The sequence below is a fragment of the Solimonas variicoloris DSM 15731 genome, from assembly GCF_000382285.1.
Lineage (GTDB): Bacteria > Pseudomonadota > Gammaproteobacteria > Nevskiales > Nevskiaceae > Solimonas > Solimonas variicoloris.
The window spans coordinates 58,261-73,795 of record NZ_KB907929.1 but is presented as its reverse complement, the minus strand read 5'-3'; the positions used below and the strand labels follow the sequence as shown (position 1 = coordinate 73,795).

13 protein-coding genes are annotated in these 15,535 nt (G+C 72.0%); 2 read left to right on the top strand and 11 right to left on the bottom strand.

Annotation, left to right across the window (positions count from 1 at the left end; translation table 11 throughout):
• Positions 1 to 99 precede the first annotated feature (99 nt).
• The 4 genes from H149_RS0108010 to H149_RS0107995 form a co-directional block, all read right to left on the bottom strand.
• Complete coding sequence (locus H149_RS0108010; protein WP_020649228.1) at positions 100 to 948, bottom strand: carbon-nitrogen hydrolase family protein; 849 nt, start codon at positions 946 to 948, stop codon at positions 100 to 102.
• Positions 945 to 4,853, bottom strand: coding sequence for a YhdP family protein (locus H149_RS0108005; RefSeq protein ID WP_020649227.1), 3,909 nt, complete (start codon positions 4,851 to 4,853; stop codon positions 945 to 947). The genes H149_RS0108010 and H149_RS0108005 overlap by 4 nt, the downstream gene beginning before the upstream one ends.
• Positions 4,854 to 4,990: 137 nt before the next feature.
• Positions 4,991 to 6,448 (bottom strand): ribonuclease G, encoded by a 1,458-nt coding sequence (gene rng, locus H149_RS0108000; RefSeq protein ID WP_020649226.1) that lies wholly within the window; start codon positions 6,446 to 6,448, stop codon positions 4,991 to 4,993.
• Positions 6,445 to 7,041 (bottom strand): Maf family protein, encoded by a 597-nt coding sequence (locus tag H149_RS0107995; RefSeq protein ID WP_020649225.1) that lies wholly within the window; start codon positions 7,039 to 7,041, stop codon positions 6,445 to 6,447. Before H149_RS0107995 ends, rng begins: the two co-directional genes overlap by 4 nt.
• Positions 7,042 to 7,184: 143 nt before the next feature.
• Here H149_RS0107995 and H149_RS0107990 point away from each other — a divergent pair, with 143 nt between their 5' ends.
• A complete protein-coding gene (locus H149_RS0107990; protein ID WP_020649224.1) occupies positions 7,185 to 8,210 on the top strand; it encodes an MBL fold metallo-hydrolase in 1,026 nt (341 codons plus the stop codon).
• Between the two features lie 97 nt (positions 8,211 to 8,307).
• Entirely contained in the window at positions 8,308 to 9,069 is a 762-nt protein-coding gene (locus H149_RS0107985) for a class II aldolase/adducin family protein (RefSeq protein ID WP_020649223.1), read from the top strand.
• On the opposite strand, the gene H149_RS0107980 is transcribed toward H149_RS0107985, so the two are convergent.
• From H149_RS0107980 to H149_RS0107950, 7 genes are all read right to left on the bottom strand, one after another.
• Positions 9,066 to 9,974: a DMT family transporter gene (locus H149_RS0107980; protein WP_020649222.1), complete on the bottom strand. Its 909-nt coding sequence runs from the start codon at positions 9,972 to 9,974 to the stop codon at positions 9,066 to 9,068. The genes H149_RS0107985 and H149_RS0107980 overlap by 4 nt on opposite strands.
• Before the next feature lie 266 nt (positions 9,975 to 10,240).
• Positions 10,241 to 10,648, bottom strand: a complete 408-nt coding sequence (locus H149_RS0107975) for a GFA family protein (protein ID WP_026352979.1) — start codon at positions 10,646 to 10,648, stop codon at positions 10,241 to 10,243.
• Positions 10,649 to 10,866: 218 nt separating this feature from the next.
• Complete coding sequence (locus H149_RS0107970) at positions 10,867 to 12,123, bottom strand: lipoprotein N-acyltransferase Lnb domain-containing protein (protein ID WP_020649220.1); 1,257 nt, start codon at positions 12,121 to 12,123, stop codon at positions 10,867 to 10,869.
• A 101-nt stretch (positions 12,124 to 12,224) separates the two neighbouring features.
• Positions 12,225 to 13,094 carry a CorC family transporter gene (locus tag H149_RS0107965; protein ID WP_020649219.1) on the bottom strand — a complete coding sequence of 290 codons (870 nt, stop codon included), beginning with the start codon at positions 13,092 to 13,094 and terminating at the stop codon, positions 12,225 to 12,227.
• Positions 13,091 to 13,558, bottom strand: a complete 468-nt coding sequence (ybeY, locus tag H149_RS0107960) for an rRNA maturation RNase YbeY (protein WP_020649218.1) — start codon at positions 13,556 to 13,558, stop codon at positions 13,091 to 13,093. Before ybeY ends, H149_RS0107965 begins: the two co-directional genes overlap by 4 nt.
• Positions 13,555 to 14,562 carry a PhoH family protein gene (locus H149_RS0107955; RefSeq protein ID WP_020649217.1) on the bottom strand — a complete coding sequence of 336 codons (1,008 nt, stop codon included), beginning with the start codon at positions 14,560 to 14,562 and terminating at the stop codon, positions 13,555 to 13,557. The genes ybeY and H149_RS0107955 overlap by 4 nt, the downstream gene beginning before the upstream one ends.
• Positions 14,559 to 15,524 (bottom strand): threonine dehydratase, encoded by a 966-nt coding sequence (locus H149_RS0107950; protein ID WP_020649216.1) that lies wholly within the window; start codon positions 15,522 to 15,524, stop codon positions 14,559 to 14,561. Before H149_RS0107950 ends, H149_RS0107955 begins: the two co-directional genes overlap by 4 nt.
• Positions 15,525 to 15,535: the final 11 nt, after the last annotated feature.

Genomic DNA, 15,535 nt, shown 5'->3' with positions numbered 1-15,535 from the left:
AGCGCCGCAGCATAGCGCGGAAAAGGGGTGCCGCCGACCGGCGGCGTTCCTCTCTGAATGCGGGCGCAGCGCCGGTTTGCAAGCGCTCTTGCGGCGCCTTCAGAAGCGCGCCGGCAGACGCCGGTGCGCGAGCGCCGGGAATTCGCGGCGCAGCTCGGCCTGACGCTCGGCATCGCGCGTCGCCGTGACCACGCCCGGCGTGCCGGCGTCGCGGCTCGAAACGACGCGGCCCCAGGGCTCGACGATCAGGCTGTGGCCGTAGGTGCCGCGCCCGCTCGGATGCGTGCCGCACTGGCCCGGCGCGACCACATAGCAGAGGTTCTCGACGGCGCGCGCGCGCAGCAGCAGCTCCCAGTGCGCCTCGCCGGTCTTGACGGTGAACGCGGCCGGCACGACCAGGATTTCGGCGCCGGCCTCGACCAGCGCGCGGTACAGCTCCGGAAAGCGCAGGTCGTAGCAGACCGACAGGCCGACGCGACCGGCCGGCGTGTCGACGACGACCGGATGCAGCCGGCCCGGCGCGATGCTCGCGGATTCGCGATAGCGCTCGCCACCGCCGCCCGGCACGTCGATGTCGTAGAGATGGATCTTGTCGTAGCGCGCGACGCGCGCGCCGTCGCTGTCGTAGACGCAGCAGGCCGCGTACACGCGCTCCTCGCCGTCGACGCGGATCGGCAGGGTGCCGGCGATGATCCACAGGTCCAGCTCGCGCGCCAGCGCCGCGAGGCGATCCTGGATCGGCCCGTGGCCGTCGGCCTCGGCGTGGGCGAGCTTGTCGCGATCGCGACGGCCCATGAACGCGAAGTTCTCCGGCAGCACGGCGACGCGCGCGCCGGCGCGCGCCGCCTCGCGCAGCAGCTGCGCGGCGGCGTCGAGGTTGGCGGCGACGTCGTCGCCGCTGTTCATCTGCAGCGCCGCGAGGCGCGCCGGCCGGGCCGTTTCGCTCATTTCTTCTTCGCTCCCTTCTGCTCGGCGGCGCGCAGCGTGCGCGCATCGAGCTTCTCGACCTTCGGATTGTCCCAGCTGCCGGAGACGTGATAGCTGAGCTGCGTGACCTGGTCGAGCGGCTTGTCGAGCACCTGCTGCGCCAGCAGCACGATCGCACCGAGCGCGGGACCGCCGAGCAGCGCGGCGCCGAGCGTGACGCCGGACGAGATGCCGGTCGGGTAGACGGTGACGCGCTGGTCGTAGTCGCGCGCCGCCAGGCCGATGCGGCCGCGCAGATCCATGCGCAGCGACGGGCCGCGCACGGTCAGATCGTCGGTCACCGCCGCGCCGTTGCCGAGATCGAAGTGGCCGTCGACGCGGTCGAAGGCGAGCGCGTCCTCGGTGACATCGCTGAAGTTCAGCGTCAGACGCCGCGGCAGCGCATAGAAATTCAGCAGGCCGAGCACGCGGCTGGCGCCCGGCTTGACCGTGCGCACCTGGCCGCTCTCCGCCTCCAGCTCGACGCGGCCGGCGGCGGCCTGCCAGGCCAGGCCGGTCGGCGAGGGCGCCCACTTCAGATCGCCGTCGATGCGCGTGCTGCGCGCGCTGAAGTTCGGCTCCAGATCGAAGGCCTTGAGCACCGCCTCGAAATCGCTCGACGTCATCTTCGAGCGCAGCTCGGCGGTGGAGCGGCCGCCGCTGCGCGTCCACTGCCCGGCGGCGTCGAGGGTGACGATGCCGCCGCCGGCCTTGAGCCGCTCGATGCGCTGGCCGCCGGCGATGCGCGCGGTCTTCAGCTCGAAGCGGCCGAGGTCGGCGCCGCCGCCGCTGAGGGCCTCGCAGATCACGTCGAGCTCCGGCCAGCGGCCGGGCTCGACCGGCGTTGTATTGGGCTCGGCCGCCACCGGCGCGCTGCCGGCGGCGCCCGCCTTCTCCGCCTCGGCTTCGCCTGGCGGCGCCTGCGGCGTCAGCGCCAGACGCTCGAGCCGCGCGATCAGCCGGCCCGGCGCCGGCCCGGCGTATTCGACGACGCCCTGCGCGCCGTCGCCGCTGAGGTTGGCGCGCCAGCCGTTCTGCAGCGGCACCCAGCGCAGGTGCGTCGGCCCGCTGAGCTGATGCTGCCAGCGCACGTGGGCGAGATCGAGGTCGATGAGGTCAACGCGCGCGCCGCCGCCCGCCGGCGCCGGCGGCGCGGCCGCACCGGCCGCAGTGACCGGCGCCGCGGCGGTCGGCGCCGGCGTAGTGTCGCCGGCCAGCAGCGCGATCCAGGCGGCGAGATCGGCGGTGCCGGCATGGCCGTCGACGACGTAGCGGCCCTTGGTCGCCTTCGGCGCGGCGCCGCCGAAGCGCAGCGCCATGCCGTCGAGGCGCAGGCTGCGGCCGCCGCCGTCGCCGAACGCCAGGTCGCCGCCCAGGCGCTGGCCGTAGCCGATGCCGATGCGCAGCGGCGCCTCGGCGTCGCCGCCGATGCGCACGCTCAGTGGCAGCGCCGCGTCGGCCGGCTTGGCCAGCGGCTCGGGCAGCGTCACCTCGGTGCCGCGCATCTCGCTGCTCAGCAGCAGCGCGGTGTCGTGCTCCTGGATCGGCAGCTCGGCGTGCCAGGCGCTCTCGCCGTGCAGCCCGCCGCGGATCAGCGCCGGGATGAACTGGCTGGCGCCGATGCCGTCGTCGTTCGGTGCGAACGGAAAGTCGGCCATCACCACGCCGTGCGTGCCGGCGCGCGGCACGATGCGCACCGCCAGCGGCAGATCCTCGAAGCGGCCGGCCAGCCCTTCGCCGCTGACGCCGTGGTCGTCGAACTGCACAGTGCCGCGGATGCCGCTGATCGGCTGATCGAGCTTGGTGTAGAACATCTGCACGTTGTCGAGCGCGACGCTGCCGTTGACGCGGGTCGACTGGATGTCGTGCAGCGGCAGGTCGAGCTTGACGGCGACGCTGGCATTGCCGGCGGCGCGCGTCTGGTCGAGCAGGCCCGACAGGCGCGCGTGCAGCGGCGAGGCGCGCAGGAAATCGTAGAAGCGCGCGATCTCGCCGCTGGTCGCGGCGTCGACGGTCAGCAGCGACGTGGCGAAGTCGTCGAAGCGGGCGACGGCGCGGTCGATCCTGTTGCCGTTGAGCCTGGCCGAGATCGCGTTGATCGCCAGGCCGGCGCCGGTGAATGTCAGGCGCGCGGCGACGTCGTCGAGCTGCGGCCAGTCCGGCGCGAACTTGAGGTCGACGCCGGCGGTGTCGAGGTTGAGCTTCCAGACGCCGGTCGGATGCGAGGCGTACGGAAAGTCGGCGAGCGGACCGCGGATCAGCAGATCGCCGCGCGTCGCGCGGCCGCGCAGCAGACTGTCACGCAGCCAGTCGCGCAGATGCTGCGACCAGTGCGTCGGCATGTACGGCTTGAGCAGGTTGACGTCCTGCGCGCTGAAGCGCGCCTGCAGGTCGAGCTGCGGCGAACCGCCGGCCTGCGGCAGCTGCAGCTCGAAGCGGCCGCTGCCCTCGCTGCCGGCCAGCTGCCAGGCGAACGCCGGCGCGCCGAGCTTCCAGCCGTCGCTGGCGCGCGACCACTGCAGCTGCGCGTCGAGCGCGTCGAAACGCAGCGGTTCGCTCAGCGTCGACGGCAGCAGCAGATCGAGCGGCACGCGGCCGAGGCGCAGCTGGCCGCCGTTCTCGTTCGCCGACAGATCGCCGCTCAAGCCGGAGAAGCCGACGTGCGTGTCGGGGGCCAGCGCCAGACCGTCGAGCCGCGCGGTCGCCGAATAGCGCGGCGTCGCCTCGCCGTCGCGGCGCAGGCGCAGCACCAGATTGCGCAAGGTGCCCGACAGCCGCGCCGCCTGCGCGACCGCCGGCGGCGTGTCGCGCCAGATGCCGGTCCACGGCATCAGGCGGCCGAGCTGCAGCTCGTCGGCGTCGACGTCGAGCTCGTCGCCCTGCGCGTCGCGCGCCCAGCGCAGGCTGCCGTGGGCGAGACGCTGGTCGTCGAAGCGCAGCTCGCGCAGATCGGCGATCCAGCCGCGCGCCTCGCTGCGCACCGCGGCGCGCAGCCGCGCCTTGCGCGCGCCGTTCGACTTGCCGCCGCGCGCGACCACCAGCGGCCCGGAATCGACGGCGAGGTCGGCGTGCGCGAGGCGGCCGGCCTCGAGATGGCCGTCGATCGTCGCGTTGAGATTCTCGGCGCCGATCTGCACGCCGGGCTGCAGCAGCCCTTCGAGCCAGCCCTGCGGGCGCAGGCGCGCGAGGTCGAGCTCGAAGTCGCCGCGCCAGCGTGCCGGCTCGGCGATCGCGCCCTCGATCTCGGCCGACAGCTGGACGCTGTCGCCGTGCGTGACCGGCAGCTGCAGGCGACCGTCGACATCGAAGCCGGCGTCGGTCTGGTCGATCTCCATGCGCGCGACGCGCACCTGCTTTTCGAGCGCGCCGAAGCGCGGGCCGCTGAAGACCAGCGTGCAGTTCTGCAGGACCACGTGGCGGAAGCGCGCCAGATCGCGCGACCAGTTGTCGCGGCTCTGCGGCGGCAGCTGCGCGGCGCCGGACGTGAAGCCGGCGATCGTCCACTGGCCGTCCTCGTCGACCTCGATCACCACCGTCAGGCCGGACATCTCCAGGCGGTCCGGGAACAGGTTGCCGGTGAGCAGGCGCGGCACGCTGAAGCCGAGGCTCAGGCGATCCAGGGTCAGGCTCTCGTCGCCGTCGTCGCTGAACAGCGTGATGTCGTCGAGATCCAGGCGCGGCTCGATGCCGCGCCAGCCGAGATTGATGCCGCCGATCTGCACCGGACGGTTGGCGACGTGCGTGATCCACGCCGACAGATCGGCGCGATAGCTGGGCAGCGCCAGCACGGCGAGCTGGAACAGGCCGCTGATGACCGCGCCGACGATGACCAGGGCGGCCAGCAGCGTGATCGCCCAGGTCCACCAGCGGCGTTTGACGCGTTCCATGCTCTCAGGGTACGGGAGGGTGCAGCGGGATGGCGCTATTGTCGCGTGCCGCGCCCGCCGGAGCCACTGCACCGGCTGAACGGCACCTGAGCCAGATCACGCTTGGCCGGCGCCGCGCGCCAGGGTGCCGGCCGGCCCTAGAGCGGCACGACGTCGAAGGTCTCCTGCGTGTAGCCGTGCTCCGCCTGCAGGCGGATCGGCCGGTTCAGGCCGGCTTCCAGCGCGGCGAGCCCGGACGGCTGCTCCTCGACCAGTTTCTGCACCACGTGCGGGGCGGCCAGCACCAGAAAACCCTTGGCCTCGAACTGGCGGGCGGCGCGCTGCACCTCGCGGGCGATCTCGTGGCAGACCGTCTCGACGGTCTTGATCGTGCCGCGGCCGCCGCAGGCCGGGCACGGCTCGCAAAGGATGTGGCCGAGCGATTCGCGCGTGCGCTTGCGCGTCATCTCGACCAGGCCGAGCGCCGAAAACGGATAGACCTGGGTGCGCGCGTGGTCGGCGGCCAGCGCCCGCTCCAGCACGCGCAGCACCTGGGCGCGATGGTCCTCGGACTTCATGTCGATGAAGTCGATGATGATGATGCCGCCGAGGTTGCGCAGCCGCAGCTGGCGGGCGATCGCCTGCGCCGCCTCGAGGTTGGTCTTCAGCACCGTCTCCTCGAGGTTGCGATGGCCGATGTAGGCGCCGGTGTTGACGTCGATCGTCGTCATCGCCTCGGTCTGGTCGATGACCAGATGGCCGCCGGATTTGAGCTCGACCTTGCGCTCCAGCGCGCGGCTGATGTCGTCCTCGACGCCGAACAGATCGAAGATCGGCGCCGAGCCGCGGTACAGCTCGACCAGCGGCGCCGCCTGCGGGATGAAAGTCTGCGCGAACTCGCGCAGCGCCTCGCATTCGGCCGCCGAGTCGATGCGCACGCGCTCGACGGTGGTGCCGAGCAGATCGCGCAGGATGCGCATCGACAGCGGCAGGTCGCCGTGCACCAGCGTGCCGGGCGGCGCGGTCTCGGCCTGCTCGCGCACCGCCGCCCACAGCCGCAGCAGAAAGCCGAGGTCGGCCTCCAGCGCGGCGGCGTCGACGCCGTCGGCGGCGGTGCGGGCGATCACGCCGAAGTTCGGCGCCAGACGCTGCTGCAGTTCGTCGAGGAGGCCCTTCAGACGCGCGCGCTCGGCCTCGCCTTCGAGCCGCGCCGAGACGCCGACGTGCGGCTCGAACGGCAGCAGCACCAGATAGCGCGACGGGATCGACAGCAGGCTCGTCAGGCGCGCGCCCTTGCTGCCGATCGGGTCCTTGACGATCTGCACCAGCACCTGCTGGCCTTCGTGCAGCAGTTGCGTGATCAGCGGCAGCGGCTCGCCCGGCGGCGGCGTGGCGACCATGTCGTTGACGTGCAGGAACGCGGTGCGCGCCAGACCGATCTCGACGAACGCGGCCTGCATGCCCGGCAGCACGCGCTGCACGACGCCCTTGTAGATGTTGCCGGTCAGGCCGTGCCGCGACGCGCGCTGCACGTGGATCTCCTGCGCGGTGCCGCCTTCGACGAGCGCGACGCGCGTCTCCTGCGGCCCGATGTTGACCAGGATCTCGGTACTCATGAATGGGCGGGAAAGGACAAAGGTCGGATAGCGAATTGTTCCAGAAGCGCGGCCGTCTCGTAGAGCGGCAGGCCGACGACGCCGCTGTACGAGCCGCGGATCTCGCGCACGAACAGCGCGCCGAGGCCCTGGATGCCGTAGGCGCCGGCCTTGTCGGCGGGCTCACCGCTGGCCCAGTAGGCCTCGGCCTGTGCCGCCGCGATCGGCCCGAACGCGACCTGCGTCACCGACAGCGCGAGCGCCTCGCGCGTGCCGTCGACCAACGCGACCGCCGAGTAGACCTCGTGCACGCGATCCGCCAGCGCGGCGAGCATCGCCAGCGCCTCGTCGCGCCCGCGCGGCTTGCCGAGGATGCGGCCGTCGAGCACCACGTCGGTGTCGGCGCCGAGCGCGGGCAGGCGGCGATCCGAGGCCTGCCAGCCGGCGCGCGCCTTCTCCAGCGCGATGCGCCGCGCGTAGTCCGCCGCCGTCTCGCCGGCGCGCGCGCCCTCGGCGACGTCGGCCGGCGCGACGACGAAGCGCAGGCCGATCTGGCGCAGCAGTTCGGCGCGGCGCGGCGATTGCGAGGCGAGCAGCAGCTGAGGCGCGAACACGACGCGTGGACTCCGGAAACGAGGACGGGATGCGGTCAGCGTAGCCGAACTCGGCAGCCGGCCACAGCGCCACCCGGACGAGATCGGCGGCCCGGCGCAGGCGGCGCTGGCCGCGGCGGCCGGCGCTGCTCTACGCTGCGGCCATGTCCGCCCGTTCCCGCCTTCGCCTGGCCGCACGCCTGTGCGCCGCGTTCGCCGTCCTGCTGCTGGCCGGCATCACCCGGCTCGCCGCCGCCGCCGACTTCGAGCTGGTCACGCTCGGCAGCGAAGGCGGCCTGCACGAAGGCCAGCTCAATGCCTGGCTGCTGCGCGCCCCGGGCGAGGCGCACTATCTGGCGCTCGACGCCGGCACCCTGCTGCCCGGCATCGAGGCCGCACTGCGCGCCGGCGCGTTCGCCGACCGCGCGCCCGACGGCGCGCTGACGCCGGCCGGCGCCGTGCTGCGCCAAGCGATCGCCGGCTACTTCATCAGCCACGCACATCTCGACCATCTCGCCGGCCTGCTGATCGCGTCCACCGACGACACGCGCAAGCCGGTCTACGGCCTGGCCGCGACGCTGCAGACGCTCAGCGACGACTACTTCAACTGGGCCGCATGGCCGAACTTCGCCGATCGCGGCGCGGCGCCGGCGCTCGGCCAGTACCCGCTGCGGGCGCAGCCGCCGGAACAGGCCTTCGCGATCGACGGCACCGCGCTGCGCGCGCGCCTCTATCCGCTCGCGCACGATCGCCTCGAATCCTCGATGATCCTCGTGCAGCACGGCGACGCCTACCTCGCCTACTTCGGCGACACCGGCCCGGACGAAGTGCAGCGCAGCACACGGCTGGCGCGCGTCTGGCAGGTGCTCGGCCCGCTGCAGCGCCGCGGCGCGCTCAAGGGCCTGATCATCGAGTGCTCGTATCCGGACGCGGTCGAGGACACGCGCCTGTTCGGCCATCTGAAACCGCAATGGCTGCTGGCGGAACTCCGGCGCTTCGAACGCGAAGCCGGCGGCGCCGGCGCGCTGAGCGGCCTCGACGTCGTCGTCACCCACATCAAGCCGAGCCTGCAGGCCGGCGCCGATCCGCGCGCGCTGATCGCCGCGCAGCTGGCCGCCGCGCCGGCGCTGGGCGTGCGCTTCCGCCTGCCGCGGCAGGGCGAACACTTTTCGCTGCCGGCGGCGCCATGATCGCGCTCAAGGCAGCACAGCCGGCTTGCGCTACCGTCGCCGACGTCCCGTCGCCGGCGCCATCAGAACATCCGGCGACCCATCCGAGGAGAACCCCATGTCGAATTCCGTCTCCGTCCGCGCCCAGGTTTCCGCAGCCGAATGGCAGGCGCGCGTCGATCTCGCCGCCGCGTATCGCCTCGTCGCGCACTTCGGCTGGGACGATCTGGTCTTCACCCACATCTCGGCGCGCGTGCCAGGCGAGGAAGGCCACTTCCTGATCAATCCCTACGGCTGGCTGTTCGACGAGATCACCGCGTCGAGCCTGGTCAAGATCGATCTCGCCGGACGCAAGGTCATGGACTCGCCGCATCCGGTCAATCCGGCCGGCTTCACCATTCACAGCGCGATCCACGCCGCGCGGCCGGACGCGCACTGCGTCATGCACACGCATTCGCTGAACGGCGTCGCCGTCTCGGCGCAGAAGGACGGCGTGCTGCCGATTTCGCAGCAGGCGACGATCGTGCTCGCCTCACTCGCCTATCACGACTACGAAGGCATCGCCCTGCGCGACGACGAGAAGCCGCGCCTGGTCGCCGACTTCGGCGACAGGATCTTTCTGATGCTGCGCAACCACGGCCTGCTGACGGTCGGCGCGACGCCGGCCGACGCGTTCCTGGCGATGTACGTGTTCGAGGCCGCCTGCATGATCCAGGTGCGGGCGCTGGCCGGCGGCGGCGAGCTGGTCAAGGTCCATCCGCAGATCATCGCCGGCGTGCAGGCTGCCGCCGCGGCGGTGACCAAGGGCCTCGGCGGCGCGCTCGCCTGGCCGGGCCTGCTGCGCCGGCTCGATCGCCTCGATCCCTCGTTCCGCGATTAGGTTTCGACGGCAGCCGCGACCGCCGGCGCGGGCCGCGCGCCGTGGTGGCGCGCCGCGGCCACGCACAGCGCGACGGCGACGGCCACGCCGATCATCGCCGGCTCGACCGTCTCGCCGAGCAGCAGGCCGGCGAGCAGCAGCCCGAACAGCGGCTGCAGCAGCTGCAGCTGGCCGACCGCGGCGATGCCGCCCTGGGCGAGGCCGCGGTACCAGAACACGAAGCCGAGCAGCATGCTGAACAGCGAGACGTAGGCGAGCGCCAGCCACGCCGCGACGGCCGGCGGCGGCGTGGCCGGCCGCGTCCGCCAGGCGAGCGGCAGCATCAGCGGCAGCGCCAGCAGCAAGGCCCAGCAGATCGTCTGCCAGCCGCCGAGCCGGCGCGACAGGCGCGCGCCTTCGGCGTAGCCAAGCCCGCAGACCGCGATCGCCGCCAGCATCCAGGCGTCGCCGACGCCGAAACCTGCCGGCGCCGCCGTCTCGCGGCGCAGCGCGTAGCCGAGCACCAGCGCGCTGCCGAGCAGCGCGAACAGCCAGAACGCCGGCCGCGGCCGCTCGCCGCCACGCAGCACCGCGCAGCCCGCCGTCGCCAGCGGCAGCAGCCCGACGAAGACCAGCGCATGCGCCGAGCTGACCTGCTGCAGCGCCAGCGCACTGAACAGCGGAAAGCCGACGACGACGCCGAGCATCACCAGCGCCAGCGAAGCCAGCTCGTCGCGCCGCGGCCACGGCTGCCGCAGCGCGAGCAGCAGGCCGCCGGCGAGCAGGCCCGCGATCGCCGCCCGCGCCCAAGTCACGAACCACGGATCGAGCGCCGCCACCGCGACGCGCGTCGCCGGCAGCGAGCCACTGAAGATCAGCACGCCGATCAGACCGTTGCGCCAGGCGCTGGAAGAGAGGGAAGACATCGCCGCATTGTGTTCGGCACGACACGGCCGCGACAGCCACAGCGCGAGTACAGATCGCCGCAGAAGTCCGCGCACAGCACGAAACGGAAAGCGTCGGCGGCGCGTGCGCCGGATGCGCGTCGGGGCCCGGCCGAGTTCGCCTCCGGTGCAATCGAAAGCCGGCCACCTCATTTCGGGAGCCGGCTGCCGGGCCGCGCCACTATGCCGCCACGATCGGCGCACCGGGCAGGAAGCCGTACAGGAACCGACGATCGCCGCGCGTCCGCTCAGGACGGAGCGCGCGCCAGCGACGGAATCCGCTGCAGCTCGTGATCCCAGTCGGCGCGGCTGGCGGTGAAGATGTGCGCATCCGGCGCCAGCGCCAGCGGCGTGTCCAGGCTGCCGGCCGGCACCACCAGCAGCTCGCCGTTCATCTGCAGATCCGGCAGCGCCGAACCGCAGACCGCGCAGAAGCTGCGGCGATGCCGGGTGCCCGGCAACCCGAAGCTGCGGACGTTCTCCTGCCCCGACCGCCAGTGCAGCCGCGCGCTCGACGAGAACAGGTTGGCGGCGTGCGCCGAACCGGTGTCCTTGCGACAGCGCGCGCAGTGGCAGAGATAGAAGCGCTCGAAGTCGCCTTCCACCTCGAAGCGCACGGCGCCGCACAGGCACGATCCCGCAGTGTTCTGGCTCATTCGTCTGTCTCCTCCGCTCCGCTCACCCTCGCCTCGCGGCGCAAGGTCGCGCTGCAAGATTCGCGCGGCGCGACGGACGGGCTCCATGACGCTGTCATCGCCAGGCCGCGCCGCGCGCCGTGGCGATCCGGAAATGCCTTTGGCGTCGCGCGCCACTGGTCTGCGTCGTCGCCCGTGGCGCCGCGCCACGACGCCGCATGAACTCTTTCAGAGCCTGCCTAGCGCGACGACGCACGCGCGGCGCGGACGAGGCTCCGGGCCAGCGCCAGCTGCGCCGGCAGCCAGAGCGCGATCCACGGCAGATGGTGCTGCGCGCCCGGGAGCAGCAGCAGCGGCACGCTCAACGCGGCGCCGGCGGCGACGAGCACGGCGAGCGTGCGCTGCCAGCGGCGCGGCCGCCAGCCGGCGCGCGCCGACGCGATCCAGGCCGGCAGCAGCAGCAGGCACAGCGGGCTGAGCAACAGCAGATTGCGGTTGGCCCACATGATCCAGTGCTCGGTCAGCGTCCAGCCGGCGACCAGCACGAGTCCGCCGACGCCCGCCGTGAGGCTGATCGCGAACGCGAGCAGCGCGAACGCCCAGCGCGCCGGCGCGCGGCGCCGCGCGCGGTCGAGCAGGACCAGCAGCGCGCCGATGGCGAGGCCGGCGGCGAGCAGCGGCAGCAGCGCCGAGGGCGGTGCGGTGGGTTCCGGCCAGGCCTCGCTCTGCAGCAGCCAGCCCTCGCGCGCGACCAGCGGATGCGTGCGGCCGTCGGCATCGCCGAGCTGCACCTTGCGCACCGCGTCCATCAGCACCATCGGCACGAAGCTCTGCTGCCAGAGATCGATCGGCCGGTCGGCCGCCGGCCCCATGCCGAGATCCATGCCGAGCGCGAGCACGAGGTCCGGGCCGATCAGGCGCGTCGCCTCGAAGCGGTAGCTGCGCTGCGTCGCCAGACCTTCGCTCTGGCGCTTGAGCGCGCCGCCGGTGGCGACGTCGAGCGCATCGCGCACGCGCGTCGAACAGTTGGCGATGAAGTAGTCGTAGCGGTACTCGGCGTGCTCGGGCTCGGCGTTCCAGGCGAGAAAGGCGGCGAGCTCGCGGCGCGCGGCGGGCGGCAGATCGAGGCTCTGGAAGTAGACCCAGCGCGCTTCCTGCGCGTAGCCGTCGAGCGCCTGCGGGAAGCGCTGCACGGCGAGGCGGTACTGCATGTAGCCGCGCGCGAAGTTCAGGAAGAAATTCTTCTGCCCGAAATCGAACATGCCGTAGTTGTAGAGCAGGCCGCGGCTGCTGCCCGGCTGGCGCACGAGGATGGCGTTGTGGCCGAAGCGCTCCCAGTAGATCGGGCCGGGGCCAAAGGTGATCAGCTCGATGTTCGGCGCCGTCTCGTCAGCCGTCGCCGGCGCGGCGGCGGAATCGGCGGCCCCCTGCGCGAACAGCGGCGCGGCGAACAGCAGGCACAGCAGCGCGAGACAGCGGTACACGCTCGAACGCATGCGACGGTTCCTTGTCGGGCACATCGAAACGGCGATGGCGGGCGCACGAACGCCCCCGGTGCGCACCCGCCGCCGATCGGCGGCGGGCCGCGGGCGCGCCTTCAGGACGCGGACACGGTCACCATGAACTGGTGCACACGCCGCGTATCGGCACGCTGCACGTTGAAGCTGAAACGGTCGATGCGCACGTTCTCGCCGCGCTTGGGCATATGCCCGAAGCGGTGCAGCACGAAGCCGCCGATGGTGTCGAACTCATCGGTCGGGAACTGCGTGCCGAAGTAGGCGTTGAACTCCTCGACCGTCGCCAGCGCGCTGACCAGATAGCGGCGCTCGTCCTGCTTGAGGATGCGCGCGCCCTCGGCCTCGTCGTACTCGTCGTCGATCTCGCCGACGATCTGTTCGAGCACGTCCTCGATGGTGATCAGGCCGGCGATGCCGCCGTATTCGTCGACGACCAGCGCCATGTGGTTGCGGCTGCGGCGGAACTCCTTGAGCAGCACGTTGAGGCGCTTGGACTCCGGCACGAAGGTCGCCGGACGCAGCAGGCGCGACAGCTCGAAAGTGCCCGGCCCGAAACCCGGCACGCCGGAGCTCAGCTTGAGCAGGTCCTTGGCGAGCAGGATGCCGACGACCTCGTCCTTGGAGTCGCCGATCACCGGGAAACGCGAATGCCCGGATTCGATGACGACGCTGAAGATCCGGTCGGGCGTCCAGTCCGCCTCGACGATGACCATCTGCGCGCGCGGCACCATGACGTCGCGCACGTGCATCTCGGTGGTCTGCACGATGCCTTCGAACATCGACATCGCGTCGTTGTCGATCAGCTGCGCCTCGCGCGCGTCACGCAGCAGTTCGAGCAGGTCCTCGCGGGTCCGCGGCCCCCCGGCCAGGCGGTGCGTGACGCGCCGCCACCAGTTGCTCAGCTGGGTTTCTTCTCGCTGCGGACTGTCGTCTTCTTCGTCGTCGGTCATTGGTAAGGGTCTGGGAATCCCAGGCTCTTGAGGATACGGATCTCGCGGGCTTCCATGCGCCGGGCATCGGGCTCGATCTCGTGATCATAACCCTGCAGATGCAGACAGCCGTGCACGACCATGTGCGCCCAGTGTTCGCGCAGCGTCTTGTTCTGCTCGACGGCCTCGCGGGCGACGACCGGCGCGCAGATCACCAGATCGCCGAGCACGCCCTGCGCGCTCATCGCCGCATCGCCGTCGAACGACAGCACGTTGGTCGGTTTGTCCTTGCCGCGATAGTCGCGGTTGAGCGCGCGGCTCTCGTCTTCATCGACGATGCGGATCGTCAGCTCGCCGAAGCGCTTCGGCAGCGCCGCGCGCGCGAACGCGCGCAGGCTCGGCGCCGACGGCACGCCGCGCGCCGACGCCAGCTGGCGCTGCACGACGATCTCGCCGCCGGCGGCCGCGGCCTTCTTCGCGCTCATGCCTCGCCGCCTTCGCGCGGCGCGGCGCGCTCGTGCTGTTCGTAGGCGTGGACGATGGCCTGCACCAGCGGATGGCGCACGACGTCTTCCTTGCGGAAGTGCGTGAAGCTGATGCCCGGCACGCCGTCGAGCACGGTCAGCGCCTGCTTCAGACCCGAGGTCATGTGCTTGGGCAGGTCGGTCTGCGTCATGTCGCCGGTGACGACGGCGACCGAGCCGAAGCCGATGCGGGTCAGGAACATCTTCATCTGCTCGATGGTCGTGTTCTGCGCCTCGTCGAGGATCACGAACGATTCGTTCAGCGTGCGGCCGCGCATGAAGGCCAGCGGCGCGACTTCGATGACGTTCTTCTCGGTCAGGCGCGCGACGCGCTCGAAGCCGAGCATTTCGTACAGCGCGTCGTACAGCGGGCGCAGGTACGGGTTGATCTTCTCCGCCATGTCGCCGGGCAGGAAGCCCAGCTTCTCGCCGGCCTCGACCGCCGGCCGCACCAGCACGATGCGGCGCACGCGGTCGCGCTCCAGCGCATGCACGGCGCTGGCGACGGCGAGATAGGTCTTGCCGGTGCCGGCCGGACCGATGCCGAAGTTGAGATCGTGCGTGGCGATGTTCTTGAGGTATTGCTTCTGCTGCACGCCGCGGCCGCGGATCACGCCGCGCTTGCCGCGAATCACGACGTCGTCGCGCGAGGCCGGCTCGTCGTCGTCGGCCGTCTCGTCGGCGGCGCCGAGCTGCTCGGCCAGCGCCATGTGCACGTTCTCGGTCGTCACCGTGTCGTCGGCGGCGAAATTGAACAGCTCCTGCAGCACGGCTTCGCCGCGGCGGATGTCGTTGCGGCCGCCGACCAGCTGGAAGCGATTGCCGCGATTGCGGATCTCGATGCCGAGGCGCAGCTCGATCTGACGCAGGTGCGCGTCGAACGGCCCGCACAGATTGGCGAGACGCTGCGCGTCATCGGATTCGAGGACCAGGTCGAGCCTGGCGGTCGTGACAGGTTTGCTCATAGGGATCCGGCCAGTACGGCCGTGTAAAGCGGGCGGTCGATATTGCCGCCGCTCAATATGAGGCCGATGCGGCGCCCGGCAAGGGCGTCGCGCGCCTGCAGCGCGGCGGCGGTGCTCGCGGCGCCGGCGCCCTCGGCGACGTTGTGTGTGGTTTCGAACAGCAGGCGCATCGCCGCCGCGACCTCGGCGTCGGAAACCTCGACGACGCGCGCCGCGCCGGCGCCGATGATCGCCAGCGCCCGCGGCTCCGGCACGCGGCAGGCCATGCCGTCGGCGATCTGCGTGCTGACCGGATGCGGCAGCGCCCGGCCGGCGGCGAGCGAGCGCGCGTAGGCCGGCGCGCCGGCCGAAACGACGCCGACGATCTCGGTCGCCAGGCCCAGCGCGTCGCGCGCGGCGATCGTCCCGCAGATGCCGGAGCCGAGGCCGATCGGCACGTAGACCACGTCGAGCGGGCCGGCGCTCTCGAACAGTTCGAGCGCGTAGCTGGCGACGCCGAGCACGAGATCGTCGTGGAACGAGGGCACCAGATGCAGGCCGCGCGCGGTGGCGAGACCTTCGGCGTGCTCGCGCGCTGCCTGGAAATCCTCGCCGTGTTCGATCAGCTCGGCACCGAGCGCGCGCATCGCCGCGTTCTTCTCGCGGCTGTTGCCGTGCGGCACGACGATGACGCTGCGCAGGCCGGCGCGCGCCGCGGCAAAGGCGACCGACTGGCCGTGATTGCCGCGCGTCGCGCAGATCACGCCGGCGATGTCCGGCTCGCGACGCAGCAGACGCTCGAAGTAGACCAGGCCGCCGCGCAGCTTGAAGGCGCCGAGCGGCGTGTGGTTCTCATGCTTGAGCCAGACCTCGGTGCCGAGCGCGGCTTCGAGCAGCGGCCAGCGCTGCGCCGGCGTCGGCGTCATCGCCGCCTGCACGCTGCGTGCGGCGTCGCGCAGCTCGTCCAGCGTGTAGCGGGGCATGGCGGGGACGG

Bases quoted from the DNA above. Each gene is read 5' to 3' on its own strand.
- H149_RS0108005 (WP_020649227.1), bottom strand. From the start codon at position 4,853: ATGGAACGCGTCAAACGCCGCTGGTGGACCTGGGCGATCACGCTGCTG.
- H149_RS0107990 (WP_020649224.1), top strand. From the start codon at position 7,185: ATGTCCGCCCGTTCCCGCCTTCGCCTGGCCGCACGCCTGTGCGCCGCG.
- H149_RS0107970 (WP_020649220.1), bottom strand. From the start codon at position 12,123: ATGCGTTCGAGCGTGTACCGCTGTCTCGCGCTGCTGTGCCTGCTGTTC.
- H149_RS0108010 (WP_020649228.1), bottom strand. From the start codon at position 948: ATGAGCGAAACGGCCCGGCCGGCGCGCCTCGCGGCGCTGCAGATGAAC.
- rng (WP_020649226.1), bottom strand. From the start codon at position 6,448: ATGAGTACCGAGATCCTGGTCAACATCGGGCCGCAGGAGACGCGCGTC.
- H149_RS0107980 (WP_020649222.1), bottom strand. From the start codon at position 9,974: ATGTCTTCCCTCTCTTCCAGCGCCTGGCGCAACGGTCTGATCGGCGTG.
- H149_RS0107965 (WP_020649219.1), bottom strand. From the start codon at position 13,094: ATGACCGACGACGAAGAAGACGACAGTCCGCAGCGAGAAGAAACCCAG.
- ybeY (WP_020649218.1), bottom strand. From the start codon at position 13,558: ATGAGCGCGAAGAAGGCCGCGGCCGCCGGCGGCGAGATCGTCGTGCAG.
- H149_RS0107975 (WP_026352979.1), bottom strand. From the start codon at position 10,648: ATGAGCCAGAACACTGCGGGATCGTGCCTGTGCGGCGCCGTGCGCTTC.
- H149_RS0107950 (WP_020649216.1), bottom strand. From the start codon at position 15,524: ATGCCCCGCTACACGCTGGACGAGCTGCGCGACGCCGCACGCAGCGTG.
- H149_RS0107955 (WP_020649217.1), bottom strand. From the start codon at position 14,562: ATGAGCAAACCTGTCACGACCGCCAGGCTCGACCTGGTCCTCGAATCC.
- H149_RS0107985 (WP_020649223.1), top strand. From the start codon at position 8,308: ATGTCGAATTCCGTCTCCGTCCGCGCCCAGGTTTCCGCAGCCGAATGG.